General features: G+C 60.0%; 15 protein-coding genes and 2 pseudogenes. 7 read left to right on the top strand and 10 right to left on the bottom strand.

The window, feature by feature from the left end:
- Positions 1–87: 87 nt before the first annotated feature.
- The 3 genes and pseudogenes from B0W55_RS25770 to soxR all read right to left on the bottom strand — a co-directional run.
- Positions 88–330: pseudogene (locus B0W55_RS25770) on the bottom strand (alpha/beta hydrolase); the annotation flags it as partial.
- Between the two features lie 216 nt (positions 331–546).
- Entirely contained in the window at positions 547–1,005 is a 459-nt protein-coding gene (locus B0W55_RS25765; protein WP_077048735.1) for a VOC family protein, read from the bottom strand.
- Positions 1,006–1,367: 362 nt separating this feature from the next.
- Entirely contained in the window at positions 1,368–1,823 is a 456-nt protein-coding gene (soxR, locus tag B0W55_RS25760; protein WP_077048734.1) for a redox-sensitive transcriptional activator SoxR, read from the bottom strand.
- Between the two features lie 95 nt (positions 1,824–1,918).
- On the opposite strand from soxR, the gene B0W55_RS25755 reads away from it, so the two are divergent.
- Entirely contained in the window at positions 1,919–2,284 is a 366-nt protein-coding gene (locus tag B0W55_RS25755) for an antibiotic biosynthesis monooxygenase (RefSeq protein ID WP_077048733.1), read from the top strand.
- Between the two features lie 3 nt (positions 2,285–2,287).
- Here B0W55_RS25755 and B0W55_RS25750 read toward each other — a convergent pair whose 3' ends face one another.
- Positions 2,288–3,391, bottom strand: a complete 1,104-nt coding sequence (locus tag B0W55_RS25750; RefSeq protein ID WP_077048732.1) for a sigma-54-dependent Fis family transcriptional regulator — start codon at positions 3,389–3,391, stop codon at positions 2,288–2,290.
- Between the two features lie 25 nt (positions 3,392–3,416).
- Positions 3,417–3,605: pseudogene (locus tag B0W55_RS25745) on the bottom strand (hypothetical protein); the annotation flags it as partial.
- A 229-nt stretch (positions 3,606–3,834) separates the two neighbouring features.
- Between B0W55_RS25745 and B0W55_RS25740 the strand changes: the two are divergent.
- The 4 genes from B0W55_RS25740 to B0W55_RS25725 all read left to right on the top strand — a co-directional run bounded on the left by B0W55_RS25740 (position 3,835) and on the right by B0W55_RS25725 (position 8,052).
- A complete protein-coding gene (locus B0W55_RS25740) occupies positions 3,835–4,104 on the top strand; it encodes a hypothetical protein (protein ID WP_077048730.1) in 270 nt (89 codons plus the stop codon).
- Positions 4,105–4,204: 100 nt separating this feature from the next.
- A complete protein-coding gene (locus B0W55_RS25735; protein WP_077048729.1) occupies positions 4,205–4,819 on the top strand; it encodes a LysE family translocator in 615 nt (204 codons plus the stop codon).
- Positions 4,820–5,024: 205 nt separating this feature from the next.
- The gene (locus B0W55_RS25730; protein WP_077048728.1) at positions 5,025–6,182 is read left to right on the top strand and encodes an aminotransferase class V-fold PLP-dependent enzyme; all 1,158 of its coding nucleotides are present in this window, start codon (positions 5,025–5,027) and stop codon (positions 6,180–6,182) included.
- Positions 6,183–6,243: 61 nt separating this feature from the next.
- A complete protein-coding gene (locus tag B0W55_RS25725) occupies positions 6,244–8,052 on the top strand; it encodes an aminopeptidase P family protein (RefSeq protein ID WP_077048727.1) in 1,809 nt (602 codons plus the stop codon).
- On the opposite strand, the gene B0W55_RS25720 is transcribed toward B0W55_RS25725, so the two are convergent.
- Positions 8,045–8,944 (bottom strand): LysR family transcriptional regulator, encoded by a 900-nt coding sequence (locus tag B0W55_RS25720; protein ID WP_077048726.1) that lies wholly within the window; start codon positions 8,942–8,944, stop codon positions 8,045–8,047. The genes B0W55_RS25725 and B0W55_RS25720 overlap by 8 nt on opposite strands.
- Positions 8,945–9,061: 117 nt before the next feature.
- On the opposite strand from B0W55_RS25720, the gene B0W55_RS25715 reads away from it, so the two are divergent.
- Positions 9,062–10,060 (top strand): zinc-dependent alcohol dehydrogenase family protein, encoded by a 999-nt coding sequence (locus tag B0W55_RS25715; RefSeq protein ID WP_077048736.1) that lies wholly within the window; start codon positions 9,062–9,064, stop codon positions 10,058–10,060.
- On the opposite strand, the gene B0W55_RS25710 is transcribed toward B0W55_RS25715, so the two are convergent.
- Entirely contained in the window at positions 10,057–10,647 is a 591-nt protein-coding gene (locus B0W55_RS25710) for a 2-hydroxychromene-2-carboxylate isomerase (RefSeq protein WP_077048725.1), read from the bottom strand. The genes B0W55_RS25715 and B0W55_RS25710 overlap by 4 nt on opposite strands.
- Before the next feature lie 35 nt (positions 10,648–10,682).
- Complete coding sequence (locus B0W55_RS25705; protein ID WP_077048724.1) at positions 10,683–11,411, bottom strand: SDR family oxidoreductase; 729 nt, start codon at positions 11,409–11,411, stop codon at positions 10,683–10,685.
- Positions 11,412–11,502: 91 nt separating this feature from the next.
- Here B0W55_RS25705 and B0W55_RS25700 point away from each other — a divergent pair, with 91 nt between their 5' ends.
- Positions 11,503–12,063 carry a TetR/AcrR family transcriptional regulator gene (locus B0W55_RS25700; RefSeq protein ID WP_077048723.1) on the top strand — a complete coding sequence of 187 codons (561 nt, stop codon included), beginning with the start codon at positions 11,503–11,505 and terminating at the stop codon, positions 12,061–12,063.
- A 4-nt stretch (positions 12,064–12,067) separates the two neighbouring features.
- Here B0W55_RS25700 and B0W55_RS25695 read toward each other — a convergent pair whose 3' ends face one another.
- Positions 12,068–12,349, bottom strand: coding sequence for a hypothetical protein (locus B0W55_RS25695; RefSeq protein ID WP_077048722.1), 282 nt, complete (start codon positions 12,347–12,349; stop codon positions 12,068–12,070).
- Positions 12,350–12,515: 166 nt separating this feature from the next.
- Positions 12,516–13,403, bottom strand: coding sequence for a threonine/homoserine exporter RhtA (gene rhtA / locus B0W55_RS25690; protein WP_077048721.1), 888 nt, complete (start codon positions 13,401–13,403; stop codon positions 12,516–12,518).
- Between the last annotated feature and the right edge of the window lie 158 nt (positions 13,404–13,561).

Below are 13,561 nucleotides of genomic sequence, written 5' to 3'. Positions count from 1 at the left end.
TCGCGCAGCAGCCTTCTTCAGGGCCGCTTCGCAGCCCAGCGGGAGCAAGCTCCCTCGCCACAGATATCCCTTGCCACAGAAAGGGTTTCAACGCAGAAAATCCAACACCTCAGCCAGCAACAACGCTGGAACTTCTGTAGCAATGTGATGCTCGGCAGGCAACGCCTTGCCGCGCACATCGGTGGCGACCTGATGCCATTCCTTGAGCGGATCGAAGCAGCGCCCGACCGTACCCTCGGCGCCCCACAGCACCAGCAGCGGCAGGTTCAAATGATGACCGGCGTCGATATCGGCGCGGTCATGCTCCAGATTGATGCTGGCGCTGGTCTTTCAGGAATCCGGCGAACATGGGGGGGCTCCTTGGCGGTGGGTGTGTGCATCCTGAAAGTGTTGTGGAGCAAGAACAAGTGGCCATGTGTGGAGCGATTGTTCATGAATTGTGGTCAGAAGAGGTGCCGCCTTCGCGAGCAAGCCCGCTCCCACATTGGAATGCAGTCAACTGTGGGAGCGGGCTTGCTCGCGAAGAGGCCGGCTCAGACACTGATCTCAACCCTGCTGAAACATCTCCCTGGCCCGCTGTTCAATCTGCTCCTGAGTCAGATCCTCCTTGCGTGTGGCCAGGAACCACAGATGCCCATAGGGATCCCTCAAAGTCCCGGAGCGGTCGCCGTAGAACTGATCCTTGACCTCAGACACCACAATGCCGCCAGCGTCAATCGCCTGTTTATAGGACTTGTCGACATCGGTCACATACAGATGCAGCCCCACGGAAGGCGAGTTGTCCGGATTGCTCAACGGCCCTTGATCGCAGGGCGTGCCGAGCATGATCGGGCAGTCGCCGATGCGCAGTTCGGCGTGTCCGATGCCGCCGTCGGGCATGGACAGGCGCATGACTTCGATGGCGCCGAAGGCTTTCTTGTAGAAGCCGATGGCCTCGGCCGCTTTGGCAATGCCCAGGTAAGGGGTGATGCTGTGATAACCCTCGGGAATGGGTTTGACGCTCATGATGGTTCTCCTTCTTGTTTTGAACGAGTGATCGGTCTCCAGCCGGACGATTAATAGTAGGAGCTGCCGAAGGCTGGGATCTCTTGATTTTGACTGTCGACCGTATTCAAGTTCACAAAAGATTGCCGCCTGTGGCCAAGGCATTGAATTGCAATGACGTCCGGCAATTCATCCTGATCCGTTATAAAAGGCAGTTTGCACCGGGGTTCTAACGCCGCGCCCATCGTGGCGAGGGAGCTTGCTCCCGCTAGGCTGCGCAGCAGTCGTAAATCCGGATTGCGCCCTCTACCTGAAACACCGCGTCACCCGGTTTTGAGCTGCTGCGCAGCCCGACGGGCGCGAGCTCCCTGGCCACAAAGCGCTCATGATCGTTCCAGCAACTGCGCCCCTGGCCCTTGCTTGCCAAGCACATCGCCAAAATTGCGCAACGGACAGGCCTCCATCGACAAACATCCGCAACCAATGCAGCCATTGAGCCGGTCGCGCAGCAGGGTCAATTGCGCAATCCGCGCATCCAGATCCCGACGCCACTGCTGGGACAACAGCTTCCAGTCCTCCGCCGTCGGGGCGCGATTGTCCGGCAGGTTTTTCAACGCCTCGCCGATCTCCGCCAGGGGAATACCCAGACGCTGTGCAACCTTGATCAACGCCACACGGCGCAACGTTTCCCGCGGATAGCGTCGCTGATTGCCCTGATTGCGATTGCTTTTGATCAAGCCCTTGGCTTCATAGAAGTGCAGCGCCGTGACCGCCACACCACTGCGTTCAGCCAACTGGCCGACACTGAGTTCCTTGCGCAGATTCTGCGAGGTGACCATTTTGAAAATGCCCCTTGACCTCTAGTTAACTCGAGGTTTTAACCTGCACGCCTTCGGATCGCAAGATCTGTCCTACAGATAGCGGGGGATTATTCATGCAAGCTCCAGAGAAAAATCGCAGCTTCACCCAGTTGATCGAATTCGAAATCGAACCCCATCAGCAACCCGCGCTGGTGATGGCGTTATCGCAGCAGACCGAGCGCCTGGCCCAGCACTACACTGGCTTTCTGAGCGCGAGCATCCAGGCCAGCGACGACGGCCGGCGGGTGCTCAATTATCTGCAATGGCAATCCCGCGAGGCCGGGGAGGCCGCGTTTCAAAGCTTTGAAAGCGGCGAACAGGATTTTTGGCAGCTGATCCGCGCCCATCAGGCGAAAACCGTCACCTTCGGTTCGTTTCAGGTGTTGCACAGCCTGGAGCGCAGCCACGATCACGCGCTGCACTGCAACCTGGTGCACTGAGGCCTAGATCGACAGCTGCATCAAGCGCTCGCCCTGGACGTTTTCCATGGGCCGCCGCTTGTTCACCGCCAGTTCGCCGATCTTGATCAGGCGTGTGCGGGTCACGTTGCGACTCAGGCCCAGCAGCGCGGCGGTGTGCACCTGGTTGTAATGGCTGAAGCGATAAGCGGCGCGCAACAAGGCGTCTTCGACCTTCTCATGCAAGGCGCCGGCCTGTTCTTCGAAGAGCTTCTGAAAAGCCCGATCCAGTAGCGCTTCGGCAGAGTCGTCGACCTGGGCGTGGTAGTCGTCCTGACGCTCGATGCGCAGGTTGGACAGGCGCAGGTCTTCGCGTTCGATCACGCCGTTGCGGCAAATCAGCAGGGTGTGGTGAATGACGTTTTCCAGCTCGCGGATGTTGCCCGGCCAGCTGTAGCTGCGCAGTTTCAGTTCGGCGTCTTTGCTGAGGGTGATGGGGCCGTAGCCCAGGCGCTGGCTGTAGGCGTCGATGAAGTGCCGGGTCAACGGCAGGATGTCTCCCGGACGATCACGCAACGGGCTCAGCTCCAGGCTGACCACGTCGAGCCGGTAATACAGGTCCTCGCGGAAATGCCCGGCGTTGATGGCTTTTTCCAGCTGTACGTTGGTCGCCGCCAGCACCCGCACATTGATCGGGATGCTCTTGCGCGAGCCCAGACGCACCACTTCGCGCTCCTGCAAGACCCGCAGCAACTTGACCTGGATCGCCATCGGCAAGTCACCGATTTCATCGAGGAACAGCGTGCCGCCGTCGGCCTCTTCGAACCAGCCGGCCTTGGCACTCAGGGCACCGGTGAACGCGCCTTTCTCATGGCCGAACAACTCGGCTTCCACCAGGGATTCGGAAAAGGCGCCGCAGTTGACCGCCACGAACGGCCGGTTGCGCCGGGCGCTGAGGTTGTGGATATGTCGGGCCACCAGCTCTTTGCCAGTGCCGGTCTCGCCAATGATCAGCACGCTGGCTTCACTGGGCGCCACTTGTTGCAGATGCGCGAGCAAGGCCTGGGATTTGGGGTCTTCGAACACTTGCGCCGTGGCGCGGATCGACGTGGCCAGAGCGGGCGAGGGCGGTAAGGTCAGCAATTGCATGGGGGCACGCTCCTTGTAGGGCAGTTCATGAATAGACAGTCGGAATCGGCAGGAAAGCCGGAGAATTCCTTGCGATTTTCAGCAGGTTGTCGGGATGGACACCGAACAACGGCGCGGCGCGTTCTGCGGCCAGTTGCATGCGGGAGAGACGCCGGTTGCCGCCGGCTACGGCGACGACTTTCAATGGGCGCGACCTGATCAGTTCCTTGTTGAACAGTTGCCTGAGCAACAGATCGTCAGCGGATGGAGGTGTTATAGAGCTTTGTTTATATTCCGTAAAATAAGTTAAATTAATATTTATAGGTCATTGTGGAATATAAAGCGCGTGAGCGATGGACATTGGGAAAACCTGATAGCCACTATCGAAAGCGATGATTTCTGTACGCTCAGCGGTCCGAGTAGCCTGTGTTCATTGCCCCGAACCCAGATTGCAGGACGCCGACATGAAAACCGTGACCGCCACTTTGCTGCTGTTGACCCTCTCCGTTCTCGCCGGCTGCGCGAGCCACGTTTCCCCGGAACTGCGGCCTTACACCGCTGAAGAAACCCGGGAACTGGCAATGGAAGCGTTGAACCGTCGCGGTTTGTCCTTCGACGAATACCACGCGAAAAAAGCCGAACTGCTCGGTCAGCCACAGAAGACGTTTGGTTTCGATAAACAGGGTGAAATGAATGCCGAGCGAGCTGTACAGCTGCACGGTCGCCCAAGCTAATCGAAAACTGTACTGCTTGAATTTTCGTCCAACTGTCCGTGGGTTTCGCGTAAGGTGTGCGATAGGGTCATAGCCTGACCGACCCTGATGGACTGCCACCATGACGCTCTCATTCGATTTGCTGTTGGGCTTTGCCTTGTTTGCCCTTGTCACGTCCATCACTCCGGGCCCCAACAACACGATGTTGCTGGCATCGGGCGTGAATTTCGGCTTCAACCGTACCATTCCCCATATGCTCGGCATCACATGCGGGTTCTTCGTGCTGGTGGTGGCCGTGGGTTTCGGCCTGGGTGCCGTGTTCAAAACCTATCCTTTGCTCTATACGGTATTGCGTTATGTCGGCGCGGCGTACCTGTTGTACCTGGCGTGGAAAATCGCCCATTCGGGGCCGGTTTCCGACAGTGACAAAGGACAGGGCAAACCAATCAGCTACCTGGGCGCTGCCGCGTTCCAGTGGGTCAACCCCAAGGCCTGGATCATGGCCATCGGCGCCATCAGCACCTACACGCCCATGCAGGGCTACTTCACCAACGTCATCGTGATCGCCGCCGTGTTCGCCATCATCAACTTGCCAAGCGTCGGGGTCTGGGCCGCCTGCGGTACGCTGTTGCGCAACGTACTCAAGGATCGTCGCTGGTTGTGCCTGTTCAACTGGGGCATGGCTGCGCTGCTGGTGGCCTCGCTGTATCCGATCCTGCTTGAAAGCTTTAGCTGACGCATTGCTTCAACCGGTTGCCCGATGCCTGTTAAGCTGGCTTTTCAGGAGCGTTCCTACGCACTTTTAATGAAGCCAACCTTCTTTAACGGCATCCGATCAGGTATTGGTAACGTTCTGAAACCGCTACGCAGCTCACAAGGCTGCGTTTTGGCGTTTGCAGCCACGAGCCTCCTGACCCCGGAACACGCTCTGCGAGTCTTTTATGAATAAACGTCCGTTGTATTTCGACTACGCCGCCACCACCCCGGTGGACGAGCGGGTCATCAAGGTCATGGTCGAGTGCCTGGGTTTGAACGGCAATTTCGGCAACCCGGCTTCCAGTTCCCACGCCTTCGGCCAGCAGGCCCGGCAATCGGTGGAACGGGCTCGGCAGCAAGTGGCCCAACTGATTGGCGCCACGCCTGAACAGATCGTCTGGACCTCCGGCGCGACCGAATCCAACAACCTCGCCCTCAAAGGCGTTGCCCAGGCGCGCGGCGTTGCCGGCGGGCACATCATCACCAGCCAGATCGAACACAAGGCCATCCTCGACACCGCCCGTCAATTGCAGGACTCGGGTGTCGCAGTGACTTATCTGGTGCCGGACGCCGATGGCCTGATCACCCCGCAAGCGGTCAGCGAGGCCATGCGCGAGGACACCTTCCTGGTGTCGCTGATGCTGGTCAACAACGAACTGGGCACGGTCAACGACATTCCCGCCATCGGTCAGGTGGTGCGCGATCGTCAGGCGTTGTTCCATGTCGACGCGGCACAGGGCGCGGGCAAAGTGGCGATCGACCTGACCGAGTGGCCGGTGGACCTGATGTCGTTTTCCGCGCACAAACTCTATGGTCCCAAGGGCATTGGCGCGCTGTACGTCGGCCCGCGGGCGCAACAGCGCCTGTTGGCGCAGATTCACGGCGGCGGGCATGAGGGCGGAATGCGCTCCGGCACCCTGGCGACCCATCAGATCGTCGCGATGGGCGAGGCCTTCGCGCTGGCGGCAGCCTCCTTCGATGAAGAAAAAGCCCTGATCGCAGGGTTGCGCGAACGCCTGCTGCAGCAGCTGCTTGGCATTCCCGGCGTGCGCCTCAACGGCAGCGCCCTGCAGCGCATCCCGCATACCTTGAGCCTGACCTTCACCGAAGGCGAGTTCAATTCCGCGGCACTGCTGGCCACCATCGCGTTTTCCGCGACCTCGGCCTGCAATTCCGCCAGCAATGCGCCATCCCATGTGCTGCTGGCGCTGGGGCATGACGCCCGTTCCGCCAGTCGCACCATTCGCCTGAGCCTGGGCCGGTTCACCACCGAGCAGGATATCGATCAGGCGGCACAACTGATTAAAGCGGCCTGCGCCAGTGCTCCGGCATTCTGGCAATAGGCAAACCGGCCGACGCTGATCGGCACGACACAACAACGATAAGTGGTTAGCAGGAGTTACGATGAGTACGCAGTCTTCGATCAATGGATCGGTGCCCCAGCGCCTGGCGCAAACCCGTGAGCTGATGAGCCGGGAGGGCATTCACGCGCTTCTGGTGCCGTCGGCCGACCCGCACCTGTCCGAATACCTGCCGGGTTACTGGCAGGGGCGGCAGTGGCTGTCGGGCTTCCATGGCTCGGTCGGCACTCTGATCGTGACCCCGGATTTCGCCGGTGTCTGGGCTGACAGCCGTTACTGGGAACAGGCGACCAAGGAGCTCAAGGGCAGCGGTATCGAACTGGTCAAGCTGCAACCGGGGCAGCCATCGCCTCTGGACTGGCTGGCCGAACAAACCCCTGAAGGCGGTGTGGTCGCGGTCGATGGTGCGGTAATGGCCGTGGCCTCGGCGCGTACCCTGGGCAGCAAACTTGAAGAACGCGGAGCGCGCCTGCGTACCGATATCGATGTGCTCAACGAAGTCTGGAGCGACCGGCCGATTCTGCCGAACGCACCGATCTATCAGCACTTGCCGCCGCAAGCCACCGTCAGCCGTGGGGAAAAACTCACCAAGCTGCGGGAAACCTTGCAGTCCAAGGGCGCCGACTGGCATTTCATCGCCACCCTCGACGACATCGCCTGGCTGTTCAATCTGCGCGGCGGCGACGTATCGTTCAACCCGGTGTTTGTCTCGTTCGCGTTGATCAGTCAGCAACAAGCGACGCTGTTCGTGGCGCTGAGCAAGGTCGATGCCGAGTTGCGCGCAGTCCTGGAAAAGGACGGCGTGACCCTGCGTGATTACAGCGACGTGGCGGCGGCCCTGGCTGAAGTGCCGAGTGGTTCGAGTCTGCTGGTGGACCCGGCGCGGGTGACGGCGGGGCTGCTGGATAACCTCGACAGCGACGTCAAGCTGATCGAAGGCCTGAACCCGACGACCCTGGCCAAATCACAGAAGAGTCTGGCCGATGCCGAACACATCCGTCAGGCCATGGAGCAGGACGGCGCGGCGCTCTGTGAATTTTTCGCCTGGCTCGACTCGGCCCTGGGCCGTGAGCGCATCACCGAACTGACCATCGACGAAAAACTCACGGCTGCCCGCGAGCGTCGTCCGGGTTACGTATCCTTGAGTTTCAACACCATCGCTGCGTTCAACGCCAACGGCGCCATGCCGCACTACCACGCCACCGAAGAAGAGCATGCGGTGATCGAAGGCGATGGTCTGTTGCTGATCGATTCCGGTGGCCAGTACCTGGGCGGTACCACCGACATCACCCGGATGGTGCCGGTGGGCACGCCGACCGACGAACAGAAGCGCGATTGCACCCGCGTGCTCAAGGGCGTGATCGCCTTGTCTCGTGCGCAATTCCCCAGGGGCATTCTGTCGCCGCTGCTCGATGCCATCGCTCGTGCGCCGATCTGGGCCGAGAACGTCGACTACGGCCACGGCACCGGCCATGGCGTCGGCTACTTCCTCAATGTTCACGAAGGCCCGCAAGTGATCGCCTACCAGGCCGCGCCTGCGCCGCAAACGGCGATGCAGCCGGGCATGATCACCTCGATCGAACCGGGTACTTACCGCCCGGGCCGTTGGGGTGTGCGCATCGAAAACCTGGCGATGAACCGCGAGGCCGGCAGCAGCGAATTCGGCGAGTTCCTGAAATTCGAAACCCTGACCCTGTGCCCGATCGACACCCGTTGCCTGGAGCCTTCGTTGCTCAGTGCAGAGGAAAAACAATGGTTCAACGCCTACCACGCCGAAGTGCGTGAACGCTTGAGCCCATTGGTCGACGGTGCGGCGCTGGAGTGGCTGAACACCCGTACCGCGGCTATTTGACCGGTTGCAGTTCAGGCGCTGATGCCAGCGCCTGACTCATGTAGTCGACAAAGGCCTTGACCCTGGCGGATTGGCGACGATTCGCCGGGGACACGGCATGAATCGGCAGCGATTGCGCGCTATATTCCTGCAGAATCGCGATCACGCGTCCCGCCTTCAGGTCCTCGCTGAACAGCCAGACCGGTGACAGCGCTATCCCCAATCCTCCCAACACCAACTCGCGAATCGCTTCGGAGTTGTTGCTTTGTGCATTGCCCTTGATTTGCACTTCGTGCCCGCCTTCATAGGTCCACAGGTTCTGACTGGTCAGCAGATTGAACTGCAGGCAGTTGTGCCCGGTGAGTTCTTCGGGGCTTCGCGGTTGGCCGTGTTTTTCCAGGTAGTGCGGCGCTGCGACAGTGACCCGATGGGTCGTGCCGACATGACGGGCAATCAGGCCGCTGTCGCTCAGTGCGCCAATGCGGAACGTGACGTCCAGGCCTTCGCTGACCAGGTCCTGGTTCTGATCGCTCAGTTGCAGGTCGATCTGGACGCCGGGATGTCGATCAAGGAATTGCGGCAGGCGCGGGGCAATCTGCAGGCGCCCGAAGCTTACAGAGGAACCGATCCTCAGGGGACCGGCAATGGATTCCCGGCCGGACTGGAAGCTGTGCTCGGCGGCGTCCACCGCGGCCAGAATCTGACGACATTCGCTGTAGTAGCGCTGGCCCTCATCGGTCAGGGATAACTTGCGGGTGCTGCGGGCAATCAGCTTTCCTCCCAGTTCCACTTCCAGGGCTCGCAACACTTTGCTGATGGTCGGCTGGCTGGTCTGCAACTCCCGGGCGACGGCGGAAAAACTGCCGCGTTCGACCACCCGCACGAAAATCGCCATTGCGTTGAGTTTATCCACAGGGGTCTCTCATTCATGCCATAGGGGCATGTTTACTATAGCGATACGGCGTCTTATCGGCATGAGTGTACAGGCGCAAGATCGGTCCTACACATTCATCCGATGGGAGTTTTCGAAATGACCGACTCACTGCAAATGCGTGCGCTGATTGTTGACTCAGCCAATGCTTCACTGCGCTTGGCTTCCATTGATCGGCCAGTCGCTGGCCCGGGGCAAGTGCTGGTGCGGATCGCTGCCAGCGGGGTGAACCCGCTGGATGGAAAGATCCGCGCCGGCCAGGCGGCTCATGCGCGTCAGCCGTTGCCGGCGGTGTTGGGGATGGACTTGGCGGGAACTGTTGAGGCGTTAGGGGAGGGCGTCAGTGGCTGGGCGCCGGGGGATGAGGTGTATTCCATGGCAACGGGGATTGGTGGGGCTCAGGGTTCGCTGGCTGAGTACGCGGTAGTGGACGCGCGGCTGATGGCGCTCAAGCCGAGCAATCTGAGCATGCGTGAGGCGGCCGGGTTGCCTCTGGTACTGATTACCGCATGGGAGGGCCTGGTCGACCGGGCGCGGGTACGGGCTGGGCAGAAGGTGTTGATTCAGGGTGGGGCTGGGGGTGTCGGTCATGTCGCGGTACAAATTGCCCGGGCTTTTGGTGCGCAGGTGTTTGCCACGGGTTCTGCGCGGCATCAAGAAATCATAGAAGGCTTGGGTGCGACCTTTATCGATTACCGTTTATCGTCAGTCGAGCACTACGTGGCTGAGCACACAGGCGGGGAGGGCTTCGACATTGTTTATGACACCGTGGGTGGCGAAACCTTGGATGCGTCTTTCAAGGCGGCGCGGGTGTATCACGGTCATGTGGTGAGTTGCCTGGGGTGGGGGCAGCACAGTCTGGCGCCGCTATCGTTTCGCGGGGCTACCTATTCCGGCGTATTTACGTTGCTGCCGTTGCTGACCGGCCAGGGGCGTGAACATCACGGGGAAATCCTGAGTGAAGCGACACGGCTGATCGAGGCGGGCAAGCTCAAGCCGATTGTCGATTCACACCGGTTCACGTTGGAAACCGCCGAGGCCGCCCATCAACGGCAGTTGTCGGGAGCGGCGCAGGGGCGGTTGGTGGTCGAGATTTAACGCAATGCCTCGAGTACGAAGTCGAGGCGGTCCTGGCCGAAGAACAACTGATCACCGACGAACATGCTGGGGGCGCCGAATACACCCCTTTGAACGGCTTTGTCGGTGGCATCCTTGAGGGCGGCCTTGACTTCCTCATCGGCGGTCAGGGCCAGTACCTCCCGGGGATCGAAACCGTTTTTCGTCAGCACTGCCGCAACGGTGGCCGGATCATCGAGGCTTTGAGCTTCCACCCACAGGGCGGTGAAGAGGCAATCGATAAAGGCTGGGAAACGCTCGGGATGACGCCGTTGAATGCCGGTGACGGCGCGCATGAGCATCAGGGTGTTGATGGGAAAATGCGGGTTGTACTTGAGCGTTACGCCGTAGCGTCTGGCGTAACGGTCAAGGTCCTGAAACATGTAACGACCTTTGGCCGGGATGGTTGCCGGCGAGGCATTGCCGGTGGCTTTGAACACACCGCCGAGCAGGATCGGGATGTAGATCAACTGGCTGTCGGTTTGCTCACAGATTTTGGGTAGCTGGGTGTAGGCCAGGTATGTGGCGGGACTGCCCAGGTCGAAGTAGAACTCCACGGTTTTGCTCATGGTCGATGCGCTCTGCTTATTGTTGTGGGAAGGGCTTACCAGCGTTCGTTCCAGGGACGCAGGTCCAGCTCGAAGGTCCAGGCATCGCGGGGCTGGCTGTGCAGGTACCAGTAGTTCTCGGCGATGTGCTCGGGGTTGAGAATGCCGTCCTGGTCCTTGGTCGCGTATTTCTCAGGGAAGTTGTCGCGGATGAAATCGGTATCGATGGCGCCGTCCACGATGATGTGCGCGACGTGAATGTTCATCGGTCCGAGTTCCCGGGCCATGCTTTGCGCCAGCGCCCGGATACCATGTTTGGCGCCGGCGAACGCGGCGAACCCGGCGGCGCCGCGCATGCCGGCGGTTGCACCGGTAAACAGGATGGTGCCCCGTTGCCGCTTGGCCATGCGCTTGGCCACTTCACGGGCATTGAGAAAACCGGAGAAGCAGGCCATTTCCCAAATCTTGAAATACTTGCGGGCGGTTTCTTCAAGAATGCTGCAGGGCACGTTGGCGCCGATGTTGAAAACGAAGGCCTCGATGGGGCCGATCTCGCTTTCGATCTGCTCGACCAGGGCGATCACCTCTTCCTCCTGGCGCGCGTCGCAGGCAAAGCCTTGGGCTTGACCGCCATGGGTACGAATGTCGTCCACCAGCGGCTGGAGTTTGTCGGCGCTGCGACGGGTGACACAGGCAAAGAATCCTTCCTTCGCAAAGCGCTTGGCAATGGCACCCCCCGTGGCATCACCTGCGCCGACGACCAGTACGACCTTCTTGTTATTCATGGTTTGATCCCTTTGGTAAACGATCGTTAACTAAACGAACGTTATGCTACGATTCGGGCAGCGTCAAGGCGATCAACTCAGAGGGAAGGGCATGCGTTATTCGGCCAATCACAAGTTGCAGACTCGGGAAAAACTGCTGGACAGCAGTGCTGTGTCTGCCAAGACATCCGGTTTCTCCACGGTGGGTGTCGATGGCTTGATGAAAGCGATAGGGCTCAGTGGTGGCGCGTTTTACAGCCATTTCTCGTCCAAGGACGAATTGTTCGCGTCGATCGTCGAGCGGGAGTTGCGCCAGAGTCTGGAGCGATTGGGGGCCGGACAGGATCGCGACAAGTTGGAGCGTTGCTTGCAGCGCTACCTGAGCATGTCCCATGTCGAGCATCCGGAAACCGGCTGCGCGCTACCTGCTTTGGGTGCCGAGATCGCTCGTGCCGATGAGGCGATTCGACAGCAGGCGGAACACTGGATTTGTCAGCTTCAGGAGCGTTGGGCGCAGGTGCTGGAGAGCGATAGCCTGGCCTGGGCCATTCTGTCGCAATGCGTCGGGGCGTTGGTGGTGGCGAGAATGCTTGCCACGCCGGAGCTTCAGCGCAGGGTGCTGAAGTCCAGTTACGATGAGATCGGTCGGCAGATCTCAGGCCCGAAAGCCTGAACATTCATTTGCAGATGACGATCATGCTGCGGCTGGTATAGCCCGCCGGGTTGAGGCCGAATGGATAATCGCCGGGTTCCTCCACGGCATCCCCTGACTTGGCGATGACCTTGTACCCCTTGGGGGCGCAGGAGTTGGCGGCACTGCTATAGCACTTGTCCCAGGACGATGACAGTCCTGAACAGTTGATGTGCAGCCCTTTCTTGCCGTGTTTGGTATGGGTTTTCGATGTCGCCGCGCAGCCCGCAACGGCGAGTACGGCGATCAGTATCAAAATTCGTTTCATTGCTGTCCTTGGTGCATTTCCGGATCTGACGCCCGGTCTGGCAGTATTTGCTCTCGTAGCAAGCGCTCTGAAATCCCTATCCTGAAAAGTCCATGTGTGACATTGGGTTGCGGACCTAAACATGGCCTAAATGGGCGGCAAATACCAGCACCTCTTCACATCTTCGCTAATCCGCTGCAACTGCGGGCTTGGCGGCGCTGCCCATGGTCATGGTGGCGCCGACGGAAGCCAGGATGATGCACAGGATAGCCATCCACTGTGACAAAGAAAGGTATTCGTGAAGGAACAGCAGGCCTGATAGCGCGCCGAATGCGGGTTCGATGCTCATCAGGGTGCCGAAGGTCCTGGCAGGCATGCGAGTCAGTGCGACCATCTCCAGGGTGTAGGGAAGGGCAGTGGAAAGGATGGCGACACCGATGGCCACCGGGATCAGAGAGGGCGTCAGCAGCGCGGCACCGGCGTGCACGATGCCGATAGGGGCGACGAACAGGGCGGCAATCATCACGCCGAGCGCGGCCGTCTGTACGCCGTTGTCCGCGCCGGCTTTCTGACCAAAAAGAATGTACAGGGCCCAGCAGGCTCCGGCGCCCAGTGCGTAGCCGGCGCCCACTAGGTCGATGCCTGCTGTGGTTGCGCCTGTGGGTATCAGCAGCAGCAAGCCGACGGCGGCGAGGGCGATCCACAGGAAGTCGATTGCCCGTCGTGAGGCGTAGATCGCGACGGCCAACGGGCCGGTGAATTCCAGTGCCACGGCAATACCCAACGGGACGGTGCGCAGGGACATATAGAAGAGGAAGTTCATGCCGCCCAGCGCCATGCCGTAGACGATGACGGTGCGCAGGGATCGCGCGGTCAACTTGGCTCGCCATGGGCGCAGCAATATCAACATGATCACGCTGGCGAAGATCAGTCGCAGGGTGGTCGTCCCTTGGGCGCCTATGATCGGGAACATGCTTTTGGCCAGGGAAGCGCCGGACTGGATCGATGCCATGGCTATTAATAGCAGGCCGACCGAGAACAAGGTCGAGGCAAGGCTGCGAGGCTGATCATTCATTGAGAGGCATCGTCCGAAGTAGGGAGCTTGGGTATCGTTGTTGGTATTGGGCAATATACTGCGCAATCGCCGCGTGCGCGTCTATATATAAGCAGCGAATTTGCACCTGCTGATAGAAACTTCAAATCAGGGGTTGACGGCAGATTTCAGAAGCCTAT

It is taken from the genome of Pseudomonas sp. KK4 (assembly GCF_001984065.1).
Taxonomy (GTDB): Bacteria; Pseudomonadota; Gammaproteobacteria; order Pseudomonadales; family Pseudomonadaceae; genus Aquipseudomonas.
The sequence above is the reverse complement of the archived record's forward strand: the minus strand, read 5'-3'. Positions and strand labels throughout refer to the sequence as shown.

What these genes read in the sequence shown, in the direction of transcription:
- rhtA (WP_077048721.1), bottom strand. Translation starts at nt 13,403, where the DNA reads ATGAATGATCAGCCTCGCAGCCTTGCCTCGACCTTGTTCTCGGTCGGC.
- B0W55_RS25755 (WP_077048733.1), top strand. Translation starts at nt 1,919, where the DNA reads ATGCAAGCTCCAGAGAAAAATCGCAGCTTCACCCAGTTGATCGAATTC.
- B0W55_RS25735 (WP_077048729.1), top strand. Translation starts at nt 4,205, where the DNA reads ATGACGCTCTCATTCGATTTGCTGTTGGGCTTTGCCTTGTTTGCCCTT.
- B0W55_RS25765 (WP_077048735.1), bottom strand. Translation starts at nt 1,005, where the DNA reads ATGAGCGTCAAACCCATTCCCGAGGGTTATCACAGCATCACCCCTTAC.
- B0W55_RS25700 (WP_077048723.1), top strand. Translation starts at nt 11,503, where the DNA reads ATGCGTTATTCGGCCAATCACAAGTTGCAGACTCGGGAAAAACTGCTG.
- B0W55_RS25705 (WP_077048724.1), bottom strand. Translation starts at nt 11,411, where the DNA reads ATGAATAACAAGAAGGTCGTACTGGTCGTCGGCGCAGGTGATGCCACG.
- B0W55_RS25715 (WP_077048736.1), top strand. Translation starts at nt 9,062, where the DNA reads ATGACCGACTCACTGCAAATGCGTGCGCTGATTGTTGACTCAGCCAAT.
- B0W55_RS25695 (WP_077048722.1), bottom strand. Translation starts at nt 12,349, where the DNA reads ATGAAACGAATTTTGATACTGATCGCCGTACTCGCCGTTGCGGGCTGC.
- B0W55_RS25750 (WP_077048732.1), bottom strand. Translation starts at nt 3,391, where the DNA reads ATGCAATTGCTGACCTTACCGCCCTCGCCCGCTCTGGCCACGTCGATC.
- B0W55_RS25730 (WP_077048728.1), top strand. Translation starts at nt 5,025, where the DNA reads ATGAATAAACGTCCGTTGTATTTCGACTACGCCGCCACCACCCCGGTG.
- B0W55_RS25725 (WP_077048727.1), top strand. Translation starts at nt 6,244, where the DNA reads ATGAGTACGCAGTCTTCGATCAATGGATCGGTGCCCCAGCGCCTGGCG.
- B0W55_RS25740 (WP_077048730.1), top strand. Translation starts at nt 3,835, where the DNA reads ATGAAAACCGTGACCGCCACTTTGCTGCTGTTGACCCTCTCCGTTCTC.
- soxR (WP_077048734.1), bottom strand. Translation starts at nt 1,823, where the DNA reads ATGGTCACCTCGCAGAATCTGCGCAAGGAACTCAGTGTCGGCCAGTTG.
- B0W55_RS25710 (WP_077048725.1), bottom strand. Translation starts at nt 10,647, where the DNA reads ATGAGCAAAACCGTGGAGTTCTACTTCGACCTGGGCAGTCCCGCCACA.